Origin of the sequence: Paenarthrobacter sp. AR 02 (assembly GCF_021538675.1) — a bacterium.
GTDB lineage: Bacteria > Actinomycetota > Actinomycetes > Actinomycetales > Micrococcaceae > Arthrobacter.
On the sequence record NZ_JAJUKH010000001.1, the window covers coordinates 667176 to 681261 of the forward strand.

General features: G+C 63.4%; 16 protein-coding genes. 4 read left to right on the forward strand and 12 right to left on the reverse strand.

The window, feature by feature from the left end; all coding sequences use genetic code 11:
* The first annotated feature begins 31 nt into the window (after positions 1–31).
* From LRQ04_RS03015 to LRQ04_RS03025, 3 genes are all read left to right on the forward strand, one after another.
* The gene (locus LRQ04_RS03015) at positions 32–514 is read left to right on the forward strand and encodes an NUDIX domain-containing protein (RefSeq protein ID WP_235517575.1); all 483 of its coding nucleotides are present in this window, start codon (positions 32–34) and stop codon (positions 512–514) included.
* Positions 504–1076, forward strand: coding sequence for an MOSC domain-containing protein (locus LRQ04_RS03020; RefSeq protein ID WP_235517576.1), 573 nt, complete (start codon positions 504–506; stop codon positions 1074–1076). The genes LRQ04_RS03015 and LRQ04_RS03020 overlap by 11 nt, the downstream gene beginning before the upstream one ends.
* Positions 1077–1139: 63 nt before the next feature.
* On the forward strand, positions 1140–1835 hold the full coding sequence (locus tag LRQ04_RS03025) for a hypothetical protein (RefSeq protein WP_235517578.1): 696 nt from the start codon (positions 1140–1142) through the stop codon (positions 1833–1835).
* Positions 1836–1854: 19 nt separating this feature from the next.
* On the opposite strand, the gene LRQ04_RS03030 is transcribed toward LRQ04_RS03025, so the two are convergent.
* The 12 genes from LRQ04_RS03030 to LRQ04_RS03085 form a co-directional block, all read right to left on the reverse strand.
* Positions 1855–3813 (reverse strand): ABC transporter ATP-binding protein, encoded by a 1959-nt coding sequence (locus LRQ04_RS03030; RefSeq protein ID WP_305082597.1) that lies wholly within the window; start codon positions 3811–3813, stop codon positions 1855–1857.
* Positions 3810–5543, reverse strand: coding sequence for an ABC transporter ATP-binding protein (locus tag LRQ04_RS03035; protein WP_235517580.1), 1734 nt, complete (start codon positions 5541–5543; stop codon positions 3810–3812). The genes LRQ04_RS03030 and LRQ04_RS03035 overlap by 4 nt, the downstream gene beginning before the upstream one ends.
* 79 nt (positions 5544–5622) lie before the next feature.
* Complete coding sequence (locus LRQ04_RS03040; RefSeq protein WP_235517582.1) at positions 5623–7146, reverse strand: CYTH and CHAD domain-containing protein; 1524 nt, start codon at positions 7144–7146, stop codon at positions 5623–5625.
* 127 nt (positions 7147–7273) lie between these two features.
* On the reverse strand, positions 7274–7789 hold the full coding sequence (locus LRQ04_RS03045) for an SRPBCC family protein (protein WP_235517591.1): 516 nt from the start codon (positions 7787–7789) through the stop codon (positions 7274–7276).
* Between the two features lie 117 nt (positions 7790–7906).
* On the reverse strand, positions 7907–8284 hold the full coding sequence (locus LRQ04_RS03050; protein WP_235517592.1) for a hypothetical protein: 378 nt from the start codon (positions 8282–8284) through the stop codon (positions 7907–7909).
* Positions 8285–8410: 126 nt separating this feature from the next.
* Positions 8411–8746 (reverse strand): PRC-barrel domain-containing protein, encoded by a 336-nt coding sequence (locus tag LRQ04_RS03055; protein WP_235517593.1) that lies wholly within the window; start codon positions 8744–8746, stop codon positions 8411–8413.
* Complete coding sequence (locus LRQ04_RS03060; protein WP_235517594.1) at positions 8733–9155, reverse strand: hypothetical protein; 423 nt, start codon at positions 9153–9155, stop codon at positions 8733–8735. The genes LRQ04_RS03055 and LRQ04_RS03060 overlap by 14 nt, the downstream gene beginning before the upstream one ends.
* Complete coding sequence (locus tag LRQ04_RS03065; RefSeq protein WP_235517598.1) at positions 9152–10381, reverse strand: Nramp family divalent metal transporter; 1230 nt, start codon at positions 10379–10381, stop codon at positions 9152–9154. Before LRQ04_RS03065 ends, LRQ04_RS03060 begins: the two co-directional genes overlap by 4 nt.
* Positions 10378–10863: a hypothetical protein gene (locus tag LRQ04_RS03070; protein ID WP_235517600.1), complete on the reverse strand. Its 486-nt coding sequence runs from the start codon at positions 10861–10863 to the stop codon at positions 10378–10380. The genes LRQ04_RS03065 and LRQ04_RS03070 overlap by 4 nt, the downstream gene beginning before the upstream one ends.
* Positions 10860–11063, reverse strand: coding sequence for a hypothetical protein (locus tag LRQ04_RS03075; protein ID WP_235517602.1), 204 nt, complete (start codon positions 11061–11063; stop codon positions 10860–10862). The genes LRQ04_RS03070 and LRQ04_RS03075 overlap by 4 nt, the downstream gene beginning before the upstream one ends.
* Before the next feature lie 102 nt (positions 11064–11165).
* Complete coding sequence (locus tag LRQ04_RS03080) at positions 11166–11429, reverse strand: hypothetical protein (RefSeq protein WP_235517603.1); 264 nt, start codon at positions 11427–11429, stop codon at positions 11166–11168.
* Between the two features lie 384 nt (positions 11430–11813).
* Positions 11814–12578 carry an IclR family transcriptional regulator gene (locus LRQ04_RS03085; protein ID WP_235517605.1) on the reverse strand — a complete coding sequence of 255 codons (765 nt, stop codon included), beginning with the start codon at positions 12576–12578 and terminating at the stop codon, positions 11814–11816.
* Between the two features lie 111 nt (positions 12579–12689).
* Here LRQ04_RS03085 and LRQ04_RS03090 point away from each other — a divergent pair, with 111 nt between their 5' ends.
* A complete protein-coding gene (locus LRQ04_RS03090; RefSeq protein ID WP_235517608.1) occupies positions 12690–14075 on the forward strand; it encodes an SLC13 family permease in 1386 nt (461 codons plus the stop codon).
* The last annotated feature ends 11 nt before the right edge of the window (positions 14076–14086 follow it).

Below are 14086 nucleotides of genomic sequence, written 5' to 3' on the forward strand. Positions count from 1 at the left end.
CTTGGACGTCCTGGATGGTTCGAAGGAAAACATGGCAATTCGCAGCGCAGGCATACTTCTTTACCGGCAGCCTCCATCTGGTCCGTTGGAACTATGGATAGCCCACATGGGCGGCCCATTCTGGTCACGGAAAGACCAGCACGCGTGGTCCATTCCCAAGGGCGAATTCACTGACGATGAAGACGCCCTGGACGCAGCGAAACGGGAATTTCTGGAGGAAATTGGCTCCCCTCCCCCATCCGTGGACTACGAATTATTGGGGGTTTTCCGGCAGCCCTCCGGCAAACTCATCACCGCTTTCGCCGCCGAAGCCAGGGAATTCCAGCCGGACACAATTGTCAGCAACACCTTCCCCATGGAGTGGCCAAAAGGCTCAGGGGCCATCAAGGAATTCCCCGAAATTGATGACGCACGTTGGTTTGATGAAGCCACGGCCCGGACCAAGCTGGTCAAAGGGCAGCTGCCCATCGTTGATGCGTTGGTCAGTCGGCTAGCGTTAAGGGATGGCCACTGAATACAGGTACGACGTCGAGGTTCTGCACCTATTGGTGTCGCCGGCGCATGCCTACTTTGGTCGTGCCCGGGAGGGGGCTGCGGATGTCCCCACCACGGATGCCCACCACGCGGAACTGGTCACCGGCAAGGGAATTGTTGGGGACAGGTTCTTCGGCAAGGCCGCCCACATGGACGCAGCAGTCACGCTCTTCTCAGTAGAGGCGTTGGAGGCAATCGCGGACGAACTCGACGCCGGGCCTTTTGACCCGTTGCTGACGCGCCGCAATGTTGTCCTCAGGGGTGCCGAGCTGGCGCCCTTGCTCGGACACGAATTCACCCTGGAGTCCGGGGACGATGCGGTGCGGTTGAAGGCGGGCCGCCCAGCCCACCCGTGCGCATGGATGGACCAAATGCTTGCTCCCGGCGCCCACAAAGCGATGCGGGGCCGCGGCGGCGTGCGATGCCAGATCATTTCGGGTGGACTGCTGAATAAGGGCCCAGCCACTCTGGTGAGCCCGGTTCCCCTGGACCCAGCCAAGGCCGGCGAAGCAAACGTGCTCCGCCCCTCACGCCTGCCCTAGGAATCAATCCACCCATTCATCAGGTTGCTGTCTTTCCGGGTGTGTCCCGCATAGGGTGATCAGATGGGTACATTGAGCAGCAGGGCACAAGGAATGGCCGGGGCCACCTTTGCCGGTCTCTTCCGGGCCATCAAGGTCACCCGCCCGCACCGCCCCATCCATCCGACGGGCATCCACCTGGTGGGAACGCTGAAGCGGGATCCAGGGCACCGCAGGCCGTCTGGCATCCCGTGGCTGGACGATTCAGGGACCAACCCGGTGAATGCGCGGCTTTCGCGCTCGATCGGATTGCCCGACGCCCTGCCGGACATCATTGGCCTGGCCATACGCTTCACGGAACAGGGCAAGCAGGCCGACATGTTGCTGGCTACCACCGGTCCCACAGGAATCGGCAGGTTCATCCTCCGGCTCCGACGCAACGCCGCATCCGCCGTGTTCTCCAGCATGATGCCCTACAAATCGGACTCCGGACCCGTTCTGATAGCAGCACGCACCATTGAAGGACCTGGGCAATTGCCCGTTGAACCCCGGGCGTTCCGTGCCGCTCTTGGACGTGGGCCGTGGACACTGGAACTCCATCACGCCAGCCCGTTGGGTCCTTGGTGCCGCTTTGGGACGTTGACGCTCACCGTGGCCGACGGTCAGGATTCGGACGAGCGTTTCGATCCCGTCCTCAACCCCCTCCCCGGTGCAGGAACGTACGACTGGACACGACGCCTCCGCGAACCGTCCTACGCGCTGGCCCGACAACGGGGCTGAGCCGCTGCCCCCAAGGGCCCTAAACTTCGGCGGCCGGTGCTGCGAACTGTGCCTCGTACAGCCTGGAGTACGCTCCCCCGGCGGCCAACAGCTCCGAGTGCGTCCCCTGCTCCACGATCTGCCCGGCCTCCATGACCAGGATGAGGTCTGCGTCGCGGATAGTGGAAAGCCGGTGCGCGATTACAAAGCTGGTACGGTCCGAGCGCAGCGCGTTCATGGCCTTTTGCACCAACACCTCGGTCCGCGTATCAACGGAGCTGGTTGCTTCATCCAGGATCAGCACGGACGGACGGGAAAGGAAAGCACGCGCGATGGTCAGCAACTGCTTCTCACCTGCCGACACATTGCCGCCCTCGTCGTCGAGCAGGGTGTCGTAACCTTCCGGGAGCGACCGCACGAAGCGGTCGACATAGGTTGCCTGTGCGGCTTCAACAATCTCGGATTCGGAAGCTGTGGGCCGCCCGTAGGCGATGTTGTCCCGGAGGGTCCCGCCAAACAGCCACGTATCCTGCAGCACCATGCCCATCCGCGAGCGCAGTTCCTGCCGTGACAGGGACGCGATGTCCACGCCGTCCAAGGTGATCCGGCCGCCGTCGAGGTCGTAGAACCGCATCATGAGGTTCACCAGCGTTGTCTTGCCGGCACCCGTGGGCCCAACGATCGCAATGCTCTGCCCCGGCTCGGCGACCAGGCTGAGGTCCGTGATCAGCGGCTTGTCCGGCGAGTAGCGGAAGGACACGTTCTCGAACACGAGCCGGCCGCGGGAGGGACCGGTTGCGGTAGCTGCCGGCTCTTCGGACTCCTCCTTTTCATCGAGCAGGTTGAAGACGCGTTCGGCGGATGCGACCCCGGATTGGAGCATGTTGGCCATGGATCCGAGCTGGGCCAGCGGCATGGTGAACTGCCGCGAGTACTGGATGAACGCCTGCACATCGCCCAGTTGCATGGCACCGGAGGCGACCTGCAGGCCTCCCACCACGGCGATACCCACATAGACGAGGTTGCCGATGAATGTCATGGCCGGCATGATCAGCCCACTCACGAACTGCGCCCCGAAGCTGGCCTGGTACAGCTCCGCGTTCTTCGCGCGGAACTTCTCCTGGACCTCGTTCTGCCGCCCGAACACCTTCACCAACGCGTGGCCGGTGTAGGTTTCCTCGATCTGGCCGTTGAGTTCGCCGGTGTTTTTCCACTGGGCCACGAACATTTTCTGGGACCGTTTGGCGATCAGCATGGTGATGCCCAGGGTCAGGGGGATGGTCACCAGGGCGATCAGCGCCAGCAGTGGCGAGAGGATGAACATCATCACCAGCACGCCCAACACGGTGAGCAGGGACGATACAACCTGGCTGATGGATTGCTGCAGGCTTTGGGAGATGTTGTCCACATCATTGGTCACCCGGCTGAGTAGCTCGCCGCGTTGGATGGAGTCGAAGTACCGGAGCGGCAGTCGGTGGATTTTGGCTTCTATCCGCTCACGCAGCCGGTAGACGGTGCGCTGGACGACGCCGTTGAGGACGTACGCCTGCATCCAACCGAACGCGGAGGCCAGGACATACAAGGCCAGCGCCCAGAGCAGCACGGAGGACAGCGCGCCGAAGTCGATTCCGACGCCGGGTGTGAGGGTCATGGCACTGAGCATGTCGGCTTTGCTGCCCTCGCCTGAGGCGCGGAGCCTGTCGATCACCTCGGCTTTGGTGACGCCTGCGGGCAGCTGTTTGGAGACGACGCCGGCAAAGATCAGGTTGGTGCCTTCGCCAAGCAGCCGGGGCCCGATCACGGACAGCGCAACGCTGACCACGGCGAACACCAGGACCAGGGTCAGCCAGAACCGCTCCGGATGGAGGGTTCCCAGCAGGCGCCGGGCGGAGGCGCCGAAGTTGGATGCTTTCTCGGCCGGGACGTTCATCCCGGCGAAGGGTCCGCCGCGTCCTGGACCCATGGCGGGCCGTTGGGGTCCCCGGGTGGCCGTGCTCATGCTGCTTCCTCCGATGCGAGCTGGGACGACACGATTTCGCGGTAGGTTTCGGAGGACTCCAGCAACTCATCGTGCGTTCCCTGCCCCACGATCCTGCCGTCGTCGAGCACCAGGATCTGGTCCGCGTCGGCGATGCTGGACACGCGTTGGGCGATGATCACCAGGGTGGCTCCGTTGGTGTGCCGTTTGAGTGCCTGCCGCAGCCGGGCGTCCGTTGCGGTGTCCAGCGAGGAGAACGAATCATCAAAAATGTACAGTTCCGGCTGCTTCACCAAGGCCCGCGCAATCGCGAGCCGCTGGCGCTGCCCGCCCGAGACGTTGGTGCCGCCCTGGGAGATGGCTGCGTCGAGGCCACCTTCCATTTCTTCGACGAAGTCCCGCGCCTGGGCCACGGACAGTGCCTGCCACATCTCTTCCTCGGTAGCGTCGGGCTTGCCGTATTGGAGGTTGCTGCGGACCGTTCCGGAGAACAGGTACGGCCGTTGCGGCACCAGGCCGATGTGGCCCCATAGTTTGTCGGGGTGCAGGTCCCGGACGTCAACGCCGTCCATTTCCACGGATCCGCTGGTGGCGTCGAACAGGCGCGGCATAAGGTTCACCAGAGTGGTTTTACCGGCACCGGTGCTGCCGATGATCGCGGTGGTCTGCCCTGCGGCGGCGGTGAAAGTGACGCCGCTCAGTACAGGTTGCTCGGCACCCGGGTAGGCGAATCCGACGTCGTGCATGGCCAGCTCGCCCCGGCGGATGCCGGCGGCTACCGGGTTCGACGGCGGCTGGACGCTGGAGGGGGTATCGAGCACCTCACCGATCCGGTCGGCGGAAACGGACGCCCGGGGAATCATCACGGCCATGAACGTGGCCATCATGACGGACATGAGGATCTGCATCAGGTAGCTCAGGAACGCGATCAGGGTCCCCACTTGCATGGACCCGTCCTCGATCCTGAAGGAGCCGAACCAGATCACCGCAACGCTGGAGACGTTCATGACCAGCATGACTACAGGGAACATGAGCGCCATGAGACGGCCCGCCCGCAGCGCTACGTCAGTGACGTCGTCGTTGGCTTTACCGAAACGGGCTGTCTCCATGTCTTCGCGCACGAACGCCCGGACCACCCGGATACCGGTGAGCTGCTCGCGCAGGACGCGGTTGACGGCGTCGATCCTCACCTGCATTTTGCGGAACAGCGGCACCATCCGCGTCACGATCAGGCCGACCGCCACCAGCAGGACAGGGACGCAGACCGCAATCAGCCAGGACAGTTGCGCGTCCTGTCGCACGGCCATGATCACCCCGCCGATGCTGAGCATGGGCGCCGCGACCATCAGGGTGCAGGACATAAGGACCAGTTGCTGGATCTGCTGGACGTCGTTGGTGGAGCGTGTGATCAGGGATGGCGCACCGAACCTGGTGACCTCCTGCTCGGAAAACTCGCCGACCCGGCTGAAGATCGCGTCGCGGACGTCGCGCCCCATCCCCATGGCCGCTTTGGCGCCGAAGTACACGGCCACCACGGCACACGCTATCTGCAGCAGGGTAATCAGCAGCATGAGCCCGCCCATGCGCAGGATGTAGTCGGTATCGCCGGTGGCCACACCGTTATCGATGATGTCCGCGTTGAGTGTGGGCAGGTACAGGGAGGCGATGGACTGCGCCAACTGGAAGACGACGACGGCAATCAACAGCCGCTGATGCGGCCGCAGGAACCGGACAAGGACCTTCCAAAGCATGAGATCTCCAAGCAGACGCTGTATGAACCGAAGGCCAGTTTACGTCTGGTTGCCGCGGGCAACTAGGGTCAATGCTGTGTCAGGGCTTGAGTCGTAGTTTTCGCGCTTTCTTGCCGCTCTGCAGGTACTGGAGCTCTGTCGCATCTGCCGCACTGCGCTCCTGCGCATGAAGCACCCCGTAGGTGAACGCCGCGTTCCCGACGTCCGACGCCGAGCCCAGTTTCAGCAGCTCTTCGCGGGCCATGGCACTGTCCTGGTGCTCCCCCAGGATCGACTGCACCTTGTGGGCCGCGTCCTCAATCCTGCCGGCGCGCTTGCCGTGCACGCTTCCTACAGCCGCGGCGGCGAAACGCAGCTTCTTGGCTGCCTTCCGGACCTCATGGAAAGCCTTGTCGCGTTGGGGCCCGACGGCGGCACCCACCGCGGCGTCATGGCGTTTGCCGAGCCGTTGGGCGGCCTTGTTGACGAGCTTGGCGGTCGTTTTGCCGGCCGGACGGCTCCCCTTGAGGGTGGTGGGTGGGGCTTGGGTGAACTCCTCGAGCCGTTCCAGCAGCTTGTAGTAACGCGCACTGTCCAATCGCTCCCGGATGGCCGACAACGCCGTGTCCAACCTGACCTGCATGCGCTGGTCGAGTTCGTCATGCACCGGACCCAGCACCAGCTTCGCCGGCAACTCGTCCAGGGACGCGCGAAGCCGTTCGTGCAGGACCTCCGCATCCCGGTAGCGGCCCAGCGTTTCGGCCAAGGACTTCAGTTCAGATTCAAGCCCTTCCACTGCCGCTGGATCGAAGAGCTTTCTGTAGGTGTGCAGCACCGAACGGATCCGCCGGATCAGGGAGCGCATTTGATGCACGGCGTCGTCCCGGTCCTGCCGGACGTGCGCGTCCTGGAGAAGCAGGTCAGCGATTTGCGACTCCAGGTACTCCAGCACCGGAGTTACGGCCGGGGCCTTGCCGCTGGAAGAATGCCCAGCTGCTTTCCGGGGCGGCGGCCATGAATCGCCCAGGGCCGTGGCCAACTTGGAGGCACGCTTGCTGGGCACGGCTCCGGCGTCCGCCAACTGTCCGGCGAGAGCCTCCAGCAATGCATCGTCTTGCCCGTCCTTCGCCGCCAGTTCGAGCTCCCACTCGCGCCAGCGGGACTCACGCGGCCCATCGATGGTTACGAGGGCACGCACCTGGTCGTCGACGAAATCGGCAAGTCGTCCGCCGTCGTCACCGTAGAGGGCGAAGCTGGTGCGTTCGGTATTCAATGTGGCGATCGCCGCCAGCGGCCGACCGCGGGTGTAGGCAAGGACGCGTTCCAGGAGTTCATCGGGAACGGAATCCACGGAGCCCAGTGGGGCCTGGACTTCCGTCCTGTTGCCCGGGCTATGCGGAAGTTTCAGGTGCCAGCCGGCGTCGGTACCACCGGAACGTCGGCGCAGCGTGATCCCGCGGGCAGCGAGTGCCAGTTGCTTGGTGTCGAAGTAGACGGCTTCGAGCTGATGGACCGCTGGCTCACCCACCCGGGCGACCCCCTCCATGCCTTGGAGGTCGGGAAGCGGAGTGGAGGCGTCGGCATCAAATTTCCGCTCAGACTCAATGTTCCCCGACGTTGCCATGGCGGTCTGTTCTCCTCTGCGGTTTCAGTTCCGGGTATGCCACGAGGGCCGGCCCGTGACGGTGCCGGCCCTCGATGGAGCTATCTATTGGTGCTGTATCCAGTGTGAATCAGCGGGCGGCGCCGCGCTAGATGCTGGGTGGACGCGACGGGGCTGAGTCCGCGGGTCCGGCGCCGGTGTCGTCAACGTCGCCGCCGGTTACCGTGCCGCGCCAAGCACCGGTTTCGTGCCCTTGCGCTTCGATGAACTTCTTGAACTTGTCCAAGTCGGCGCCCACACGCAGGCTGTCCGCGCCGAGCGCTGAGCCGGCCTTCTCCGCCAGGCTCTCCGGCTCCCACACGATCTCGACCGAGACCCGGGTCCTGGCAGGTTCGAGCGACTCGAAGCTCACCGTGCCGCCGTTGCGGGGGCCGTCCACGCTGGCCCAGCTGACCAAGGTGTCCGGGACCTGTTCCACGATCTGCGCGTTGTACTCGCGCTTTACCCCGCCCACGTTGGTTGAGAAGTGGAGGCCCGTTTCGTCGATCTGCTCAACAGCGTCCACCCCGTTCATGAACTCGGGGAACGTCTCGAACTGTGTCCATTGGTTGTAGGCGACGGATACGGGGACGTCTACTTCAATTGACTTGTTTACGGTGGCCATAGGTTTTGCTCCTTCGATCGCGTCTCGGGTGCTTTATTGCGGGTTGTGCCAGTGGCACGCCAGCCGGCTGGCTGCTTAACCGGAGGCGCGCCTGCTTAAGCGCGCCAGCTGGAGTTTTTAGCCGGCGTCGAAATCTTCTTCGTCATCGTCATTCGGAGACTCCTCTTGGGGGAGGTCGTTGCCGCTGCCGTCCGGCAGGTCATCGTCGTTGCCGTCCGGCTGCAAGGACTGCTCGGCGTGCGACTGGTCTTCAGTCCCGCCGAAGCGACCAGCGCCCGGCTCCCCTGAGCTGTCCGAGTCTTCGGGGTCCAAGTGGCTGAGGTTCGGCGCACCGGTGGCGAACGTTTCGCCGTCGGGGCTGTCCTGGCTGAGACCGGCTTCGGAGAGGTCTTCCTCCACCCGGGGCTGCGCTTGGCCACCGCCGGCTTCCTGCTCCGCGGTGGGAGTGCCGTAGCCGCCCACTTCCTCTTCCGGTGTGGCGTTCTGCTTGTCCATGCGACCTGTCCTTTCCAAAAGCGGTGAACGTGTATATGGAACTCTTCGAACCCCTAAGGGCGTTCTATGGCATGTCCATGCCCTACTACCAAACTAATCAGCAAACTTAGCATTTGCAAACAGCGGCTACCTTGGCAATGTTGATTCGTACGCCGTGAACTCGGAGCGCAGCCTCACGCCGTCGGGACCCATCACCGCGATGTCCTCCCACAACACCAGGAACGATCCCCGATGCCGCCACCTCAGCAGCTGGGCTAGGGGCCAAGGCTGGTTCACGTCCATCCGTTCATACCCAAGGAACGATGTGGCCGTCCTGGGACAGACCACGACGCCCACCATCCGGGCCCGGCTCAGAAGCTGCGCCGGAGCAGCGTCCAGGGCAAACCGGACGTCCGACACCTCACCCAACCGCTGGCCGGTGCTGTCCACGACATCTGTACCCAAAAGGTCATTCAGGATCATGCCGGCCTCCAGGAATTTTGGCGATGATCTGGTCGCGCATCCAGCGCTCAAGCCAGGAAGCATCGAGCGAATTGGCCCGGACACCCAAGGACACTACCGTGTCCACGCCAGCCACCACTTCCCACGGGATCCTGATGAACCTGCTCGACGGCGGCCTGCCGCCAAAGATGCGCGTCCCGAGGACGGCTCCGGTCAGCAAGGCGGTGATGTGGGGCGCCTCGGTTCCTTCGGGGATGGGTTCTCCAGGTGCGGGGCCGCTCAACTCCACGTCGTCAACCGTGGTGACGGGTACGCCGTCGACGTCCAGTATTTGCCGGTCCAGCAAGTGCAGCTGGGCATCCAGCACCAAGCCGGCCTGGCGCGGCGCGGGCTTGATGTCCTGAGCCGGGAGCGGTTTCGCTTTTCTCATGCCCCTGCTCCCGTCGCAATCATGAGGGGGATGGCCGCCACAGAGGCCACCAAGATGATGACCAGGTAAACGAAGGCCACAATGTTCACAGCCCGGCCGTTGACGTGCTTGCCCATATACTGGGGATCGTTCGCCACGATCAGGATGGGCAGGTAGGTCAGCGGCAGCGCTATCGCGGAAAACACCACGGAATATTCGGTGACCAGGATAGGGTCCACACCGGTGGCCAGGACAGCGACACCCGCCAGCAGGACCACGATCATGGCCACGTGGAAGCGGGCCGCCTCCGCCGGGCGCCGGAACTTACCCCAAGACCAACCGAAGAACTGGGCCAGCGTGTATCCGCTGGACAGGGTCGTTTCCAGCGCAGCACCGAAAGTCGCGGCGACAACGCCGAGGATCAGGACAGCCAGAGCCAGTTGACCGCCCGCCTGGATCACCGGCAGGGCCACCTGCGACAGCGTCGTCACGCTGATGCCGGCCGGCAGGAGGACGACGGCGGCGCACGCCGCGATGGCGAGGGACAGGAAACCTCCCAGCGGGAAGCCCAACAGGACGTTGATCCGTGATTGCACCAAGTCCTTGACCTTCCAGCGTTCCTCCACGGCACCGGAGGAGAAGAAGAACACTTCGTAGGGCGTCATGGCCGCTCCAAACAGGGCGATCGCGTAGTACCAGTACGTCCCCGGGCCCTCCTCTGACGGGACTGAAGGATGCAGCGCCTGGGAGGCCAGCGAACCCCAGTCCGGTTTGAGCAGGAAGAGCGCCACGGCGAAGACCACCAGGGACAGGCCCACAAGTCCTGTCACGTTTTCCATGATGCTGAACTTCACCCGCCAAATCACCAGCCATACCGCGATCAGGGCGAACGGAACCCACAGCATGTAGGAAACGCCGCTGGCCAGCTGGAGGGCAAGGGCAATTCCGCCGATCTCCGCAGTGACAGTCATGAGGTTGATCAGGAAGGATGCGGTGAGATTGGCAAGGCCCGCCCTCGCACCCATGCGTTCCCGGATCACTTCAAAGGTGGCCCGTCCAGAGACGGCGGCAACCCGTCCGGACATATTGGCGAACAGGCAGATACCCACCACACCCACAAGAACAACCCATGCGAGTGAGAGGCCGAATCGGGAGCCAACCACAGCGTTGGTCACAAGGTCCCCGATGTCGACAAAGCCCCCGATCGCTGTCAGGATGCCGAGTGCAACACCGAGGAGCCGTTTCACTGGATGCCGGCCTTGGTCATGAGTTCGTCAAGTTGTTCAGTGGCCGCCCGGAGCTCACCCTGGACCGCAGGGAGCTGTGCAATTCCGGCGAGGTCGGTTCCGCCGCCGGGTGCTGAGGTGGGTGCGGCGAGGGCGTCCCTGGCGTGGAGGAGAGACCGGGAGATGGTGGAGAAGATTGCCAGCATACTGTCCCGCAGCGACTGTTCATCCTGCGTTTTCGCGCCGAAATGTTCCAGCTGATCGGTGGCGGATTGCATGCCCTTGAGCATGTCGTCCGCAGTGGTAGTCGCCGCCGCCGCCGTCGCGCGTTCTTGGAGCCTGAGGTCCACCGTAAGGGAAGCGGTCCGGACAGCGGAGGCGGCTTCCTTGGCGGGGCCTTTAAGGGAGTCCGCTGAAGGGCTTTGGGCGCACCCGGAAAGCAGTCCGCCCAGGAAGACCAAGGCGGCCAGGGTTGCTGCCAGGAGCTTCCGGCTTCGGGTCATGACGGCTTCGGAATCTCACACCCGCCTTGGGGATTCAGGCCGGTGTAATTCAGTGGACCCGCGACGATGTTGAGCGCAATGGTTGCAAACTGCGAGCATTGCGCGGGCGGGTCGCTGTAGTAACCCCGCTGGCCGGCAGCCACCGCTCCAATAACCAGCCACACCACTACCAGAAGCCCGATGATTGAACCGAACCGCATATCAACCTCAATCGCTGAGTTGGCTGCACCCCGCCGCAGTCACTGATTACGAGTGCGGCCGCAGCCGGAATTTCTTCCGCCCGCGGCCGCAAAAGCCCACTGTCAGTCCGTGGGATTGGTTTCGGTGGTCAAACCGCGATTATCCGCGGTTTTCTCATCCTTTTCCTCTGCCGGTCCCGGCGGATTTGCTGATTCGCTGGGTCCGGCATCAACGGCATCCTCTGGAGCTTCCTCGGGACCGTCGCTGACCGGCACCTGCCCACCGGTTCCGGGCACGTCCGGGTCCCTGGGAAGGGGGCGCCCGGGCGTAGTTGTTCCGTCGCGAACCTGGGCGTAGCCGGCAACTTCGCTTGGATCAGTTGTCATACGCGAGACCGGCCCCGGCCCAGCACCCATCCAATGAGGGCCAGCACCAGCAGGATAATTCCTACCCACAGCAGGAAACTGAGGGCTTGGTTAAATCCACCGACGAGAAGCAAGATGATCGCAATTACGCCAGCGATTATCAGGAGTGTGTTCATTGAGCTACGCATCCCTTCAATAAATGTTTGTCTATTCAGGAAGGCGTCCGCTGGTACCCCCGGAGGAGCGCCACCCATGCCAACGGGCACCGATCGGAGAAATTCATCTCCTTATCGCTTACGTACCCTCCCGGAAAAGAGTTCAAACGAACAATTGCCCGGCAGAAGCACGTTCACAGCATCATGATAGGCGTGCAATGACTTCCAGCGCAGTAGTTGGTCAGGAAACTTAGTAACCTTTTGATGAAGAAGCTCCCAGAGCACGACTGATCTCCCGGGCGGTTCCTGCTGCAGCCTCGCCGTACTCCTGGTACTTGGTGGGAACAATCCTGCTTGAGGGCCCCGAAATGGAGATCGATCCCGCCGCCACGCCGCCGGGCCCCAGAAGCGGAACACCGATCGAGGTGATGCCAGTGCTGAGCCCCTGCTCGTTGATGGAATATCCGCGGGCCCGCGTGTCTCCGATCATCGCCCGGAGCTTGGCCGGGTCCACGACGGTTTGCGGTGTCAGTGCTTCAAGCGGACCGGCCAGGTATTCGTCGACGAAAGCTTCATCGGCGGCTGACAGGTACGCCATGCCGGTCGAGGAAGCGTGCATGGGCAAACGCGAGCCCAGCGGCAGGAAAGCCCGGAGTACGTGCGGCGTGTCCAGGCGCTCGATGATGAGCATATAGCCGCGGTCCGGCACCGCCAGGTGGACTGTTTCGGTGGTGTCCAGCTGCAGCGCGTTGAGTGGGCCCATGGCGGCGTCGCGGATAACAGATCCACTGCTTCCACGGCTGGCAACAGCGAACGCGTGATTCGTCAGCACCCATTTGCCGGCCTGGGCTTCGGACTGCGAAACCCAGCCCAGCTCCCCCAGTGTCCTCAGGACCCGGAGAACCGTGGCCTTGGGAACATCCACTTCCCGGCTGAGTTCGGACAAACCCGCCGGCTGGTTGTCGGAGACCGCTTCAAGCACCCGGATTGCCGTGACCACACTCTGCGTACTCATCCACTCTCCCGCTTGACGGCCTTTTCCCTGTCCTCTACATTACAGGCGACTTCCCAAAATGAACCGTTGGTTCATCCAGTGAACCGAAGAAGTTTGATTGGAGAACGGGCTATGGAATTACAAATCGCGGCTCTCGCCATCTTTGTGGGCGTGTTCGTCATGGCTACCCTGCGCAAAGTGCACATCGGAGTGCTCATGTTCGCAGCGGCAGCAGGCGTCGGCGTGTGGATGGCGGGGATGACCATCGACAAGGTAGTAGCGGGATTCCCCATCGGAATCCTGGTCCTCCTGGTAGGCGTCACCTATTTCTTCGCGATCGCCCAAGCGAACGGGACCATCGACGTGATCATTGAGCGGGCCATCGCCAAAGTGGGCGACAGGGCATTCTTCCTGCCCTTGGCCTTCTTCGCGCTGACCATTGGAATCTCTGCCATGGGTTCGCCCCTGGCCGGACTGGTCATGGCGCCCATTGGGATGCCGCTGGCCAAGCGGTACGGCATCGACCGCATGCTCATGGGGATCGCCATCGGCTCGGGCCTCAGTGCTGGAGGATTCGCGCCCACCAGCTTGTTCGGCATCGTCACCTACGGCACGGCGCGGGCAGCGGGAATCGACCTCGACCCACTGGTTCTCTTCAGCGTGGCACTGGGCACCAACCTGGCCCTCGTTGCTGCCGCTTACGTCCTCTTCGGCGGCTTCAAACTGCTCAACACCCGTGCCGCAGAGGGTTTTGGCACAGTTGTGCCACGATTCAGCAAAGAACGCCCGACGCCGTCGCACCCGTTTGAGCGCGACGGCAACATCGCGAGGGGCAAGCAAGCGGCACAACAAACCGTCCAAGTCCTGGACGGCCCACCCGCGGAGGCACCGGCATCGGTCCCTCAACTCAACCGCAACCAGGTCATCACTGTGCTCTGCATGGCGGGTTTGGTCATCACCGTCATCCTGATGTCCGCGCTCGGCGCCAGCCCGGACATCGGCGTTCTGTGCTTCGCTTTCGCCTCGGTCCTCACCTTGTGCGATCCGCAGTCCGGCAAGTCGGCCGTGGCCAAGATCGACTGGTCCACGGTCCTGCTGGTGGGCGGGATCATCACGTTCGTCGGAGTGCTTCAGACCATGGGAGCGGTCACCCTGCTCGGCGAAGCAGCCGGCGCCGTCGGAACCCCGCTCCTGGCCGCGCTGGTGATCTGCGCGATCGGCGGCCTCGTGTCCGCGTTCGCTTCCACCACCGGCATGCTCGCGGCCCTTGTGCCGCTTGCCTTGCCACTGGTGGCCTCCGGTGACATCGCCGGGTGGGCGGTCATCGCGGCGCTGGGCGTGTGTTCATCCATAGTGGACGTTTCACCGTTCTCCACTGTCGGCGCCACGTTCGTAGCCACAGTCGACGCCGACGAACGTCCCCGCATCACCACCCTCCTCACCCGGTGGGGCCTGTCCATGGTAGTGGTCGGCCCGCTCCTTCTGGTGGGTGCCCTGGTGTTGCCCTCCAGCCTCTGAATCCGCTCCAA

Excerpts from the sequence above, each read along its gene's own strand:
- LRQ04_RS03035 (WP_235517580.1), bottom strand. The coding sequence starts at position 5,543 with ATGCTTTGGAAGGTCCTTGTCCGGTTCCTGCGGCCGCATCAGCGGCTG.
- LRQ04_RS03020 (WP_235517576.1), top strand. The coding sequence starts at position 504 with ATGGCCACTGAATACAGGTACGACGTCGAGGTTCTGCACCTATTGGTG.
- LRQ04_RS03040 (WP_235517582.1), bottom strand. The coding sequence starts at position 7,146 with ATGGCAACGTCGGGGAACATTGAGTCTGAGCGGAAATTTGATGCCGAC.
- LRQ04_RS03075 (WP_235517602.1), bottom strand. The coding sequence starts at position 11,063 with ATGCGGTTCGGTTCAATCATCGGGCTTCTGGTAGTGGTGTGGCTGGTT.
- LRQ04_RS03085 (WP_235517605.1), bottom strand. The coding sequence starts at position 12,578 with ATGAGTACGCAGAGTGTGGTCACGGCAATCCGGGTGCTTGAAGCGGTC.
- LRQ04_RS03025 (WP_235517578.1), top strand. The coding sequence starts at position 1,140 with ATGGGTACATTGAGCAGCAGGGCACAAGGAATGGCCGGGGCCACCTTT.
- LRQ04_RS03070 (WP_235517600.1), bottom strand. The coding sequence starts at position 10,863 with ATGACCCGAAGCCGGAAGCTCCTGGCAGCAACCCTGGCCGCCTTGGTC.
- LRQ04_RS03090 (WP_235517608.1), top strand. The coding sequence starts at position 12,690 with ATGGAATTACAAATCGCGGCTCTCGCCATCTTTGTGGGCGTGTTCGTC.
- LRQ04_RS03060 (WP_235517594.1), bottom strand. The coding sequence starts at position 9,155 with ATGAGAAAAGCGAAACCGCTCCCGGCTCAGGACATCAAGCCCGCGCCG.
- LRQ04_RS03050 (WP_235517592.1), bottom strand. The coding sequence starts at position 8,284 with ATGGACAAGCAGAACGCCACACCGGAAGAGGAAGTGGGCGGCTACGGC.
- LRQ04_RS03045 (WP_235517591.1), bottom strand. The coding sequence starts at position 7,789 with ATGGCCACCGTAAACAAGTCAATTGAAGTAGACGTCCCCGTATCCGTC.
- LRQ04_RS03080 (WP_235517603.1), bottom strand. The coding sequence starts at position 11,429 with ATGACAACTGATCCAAGCGAAGTTGCCGGCTACGCCCAGGTTCGCGAC.
- LRQ04_RS03015 (WP_235517575.1), top strand. The coding sequence starts at position 32 with ATGGCAATTCGCAGCGCAGGCATACTTCTTTACCGGCAGCCTCCATCT.
- LRQ04_RS03030 (WP_305082597.1), bottom strand. The coding sequence starts at position 3,813 with ATGAGCACGGCCACCCGGGGACCCCAACGGCCCGCCATGGGTCCAGGA.
- LRQ04_RS03055 (WP_235517593.1), bottom strand. The coding sequence starts at position 8,746 with ATGATCCTGAATGACCTTTTGGGTACAGATGTCGTGGACAGCACCGGC.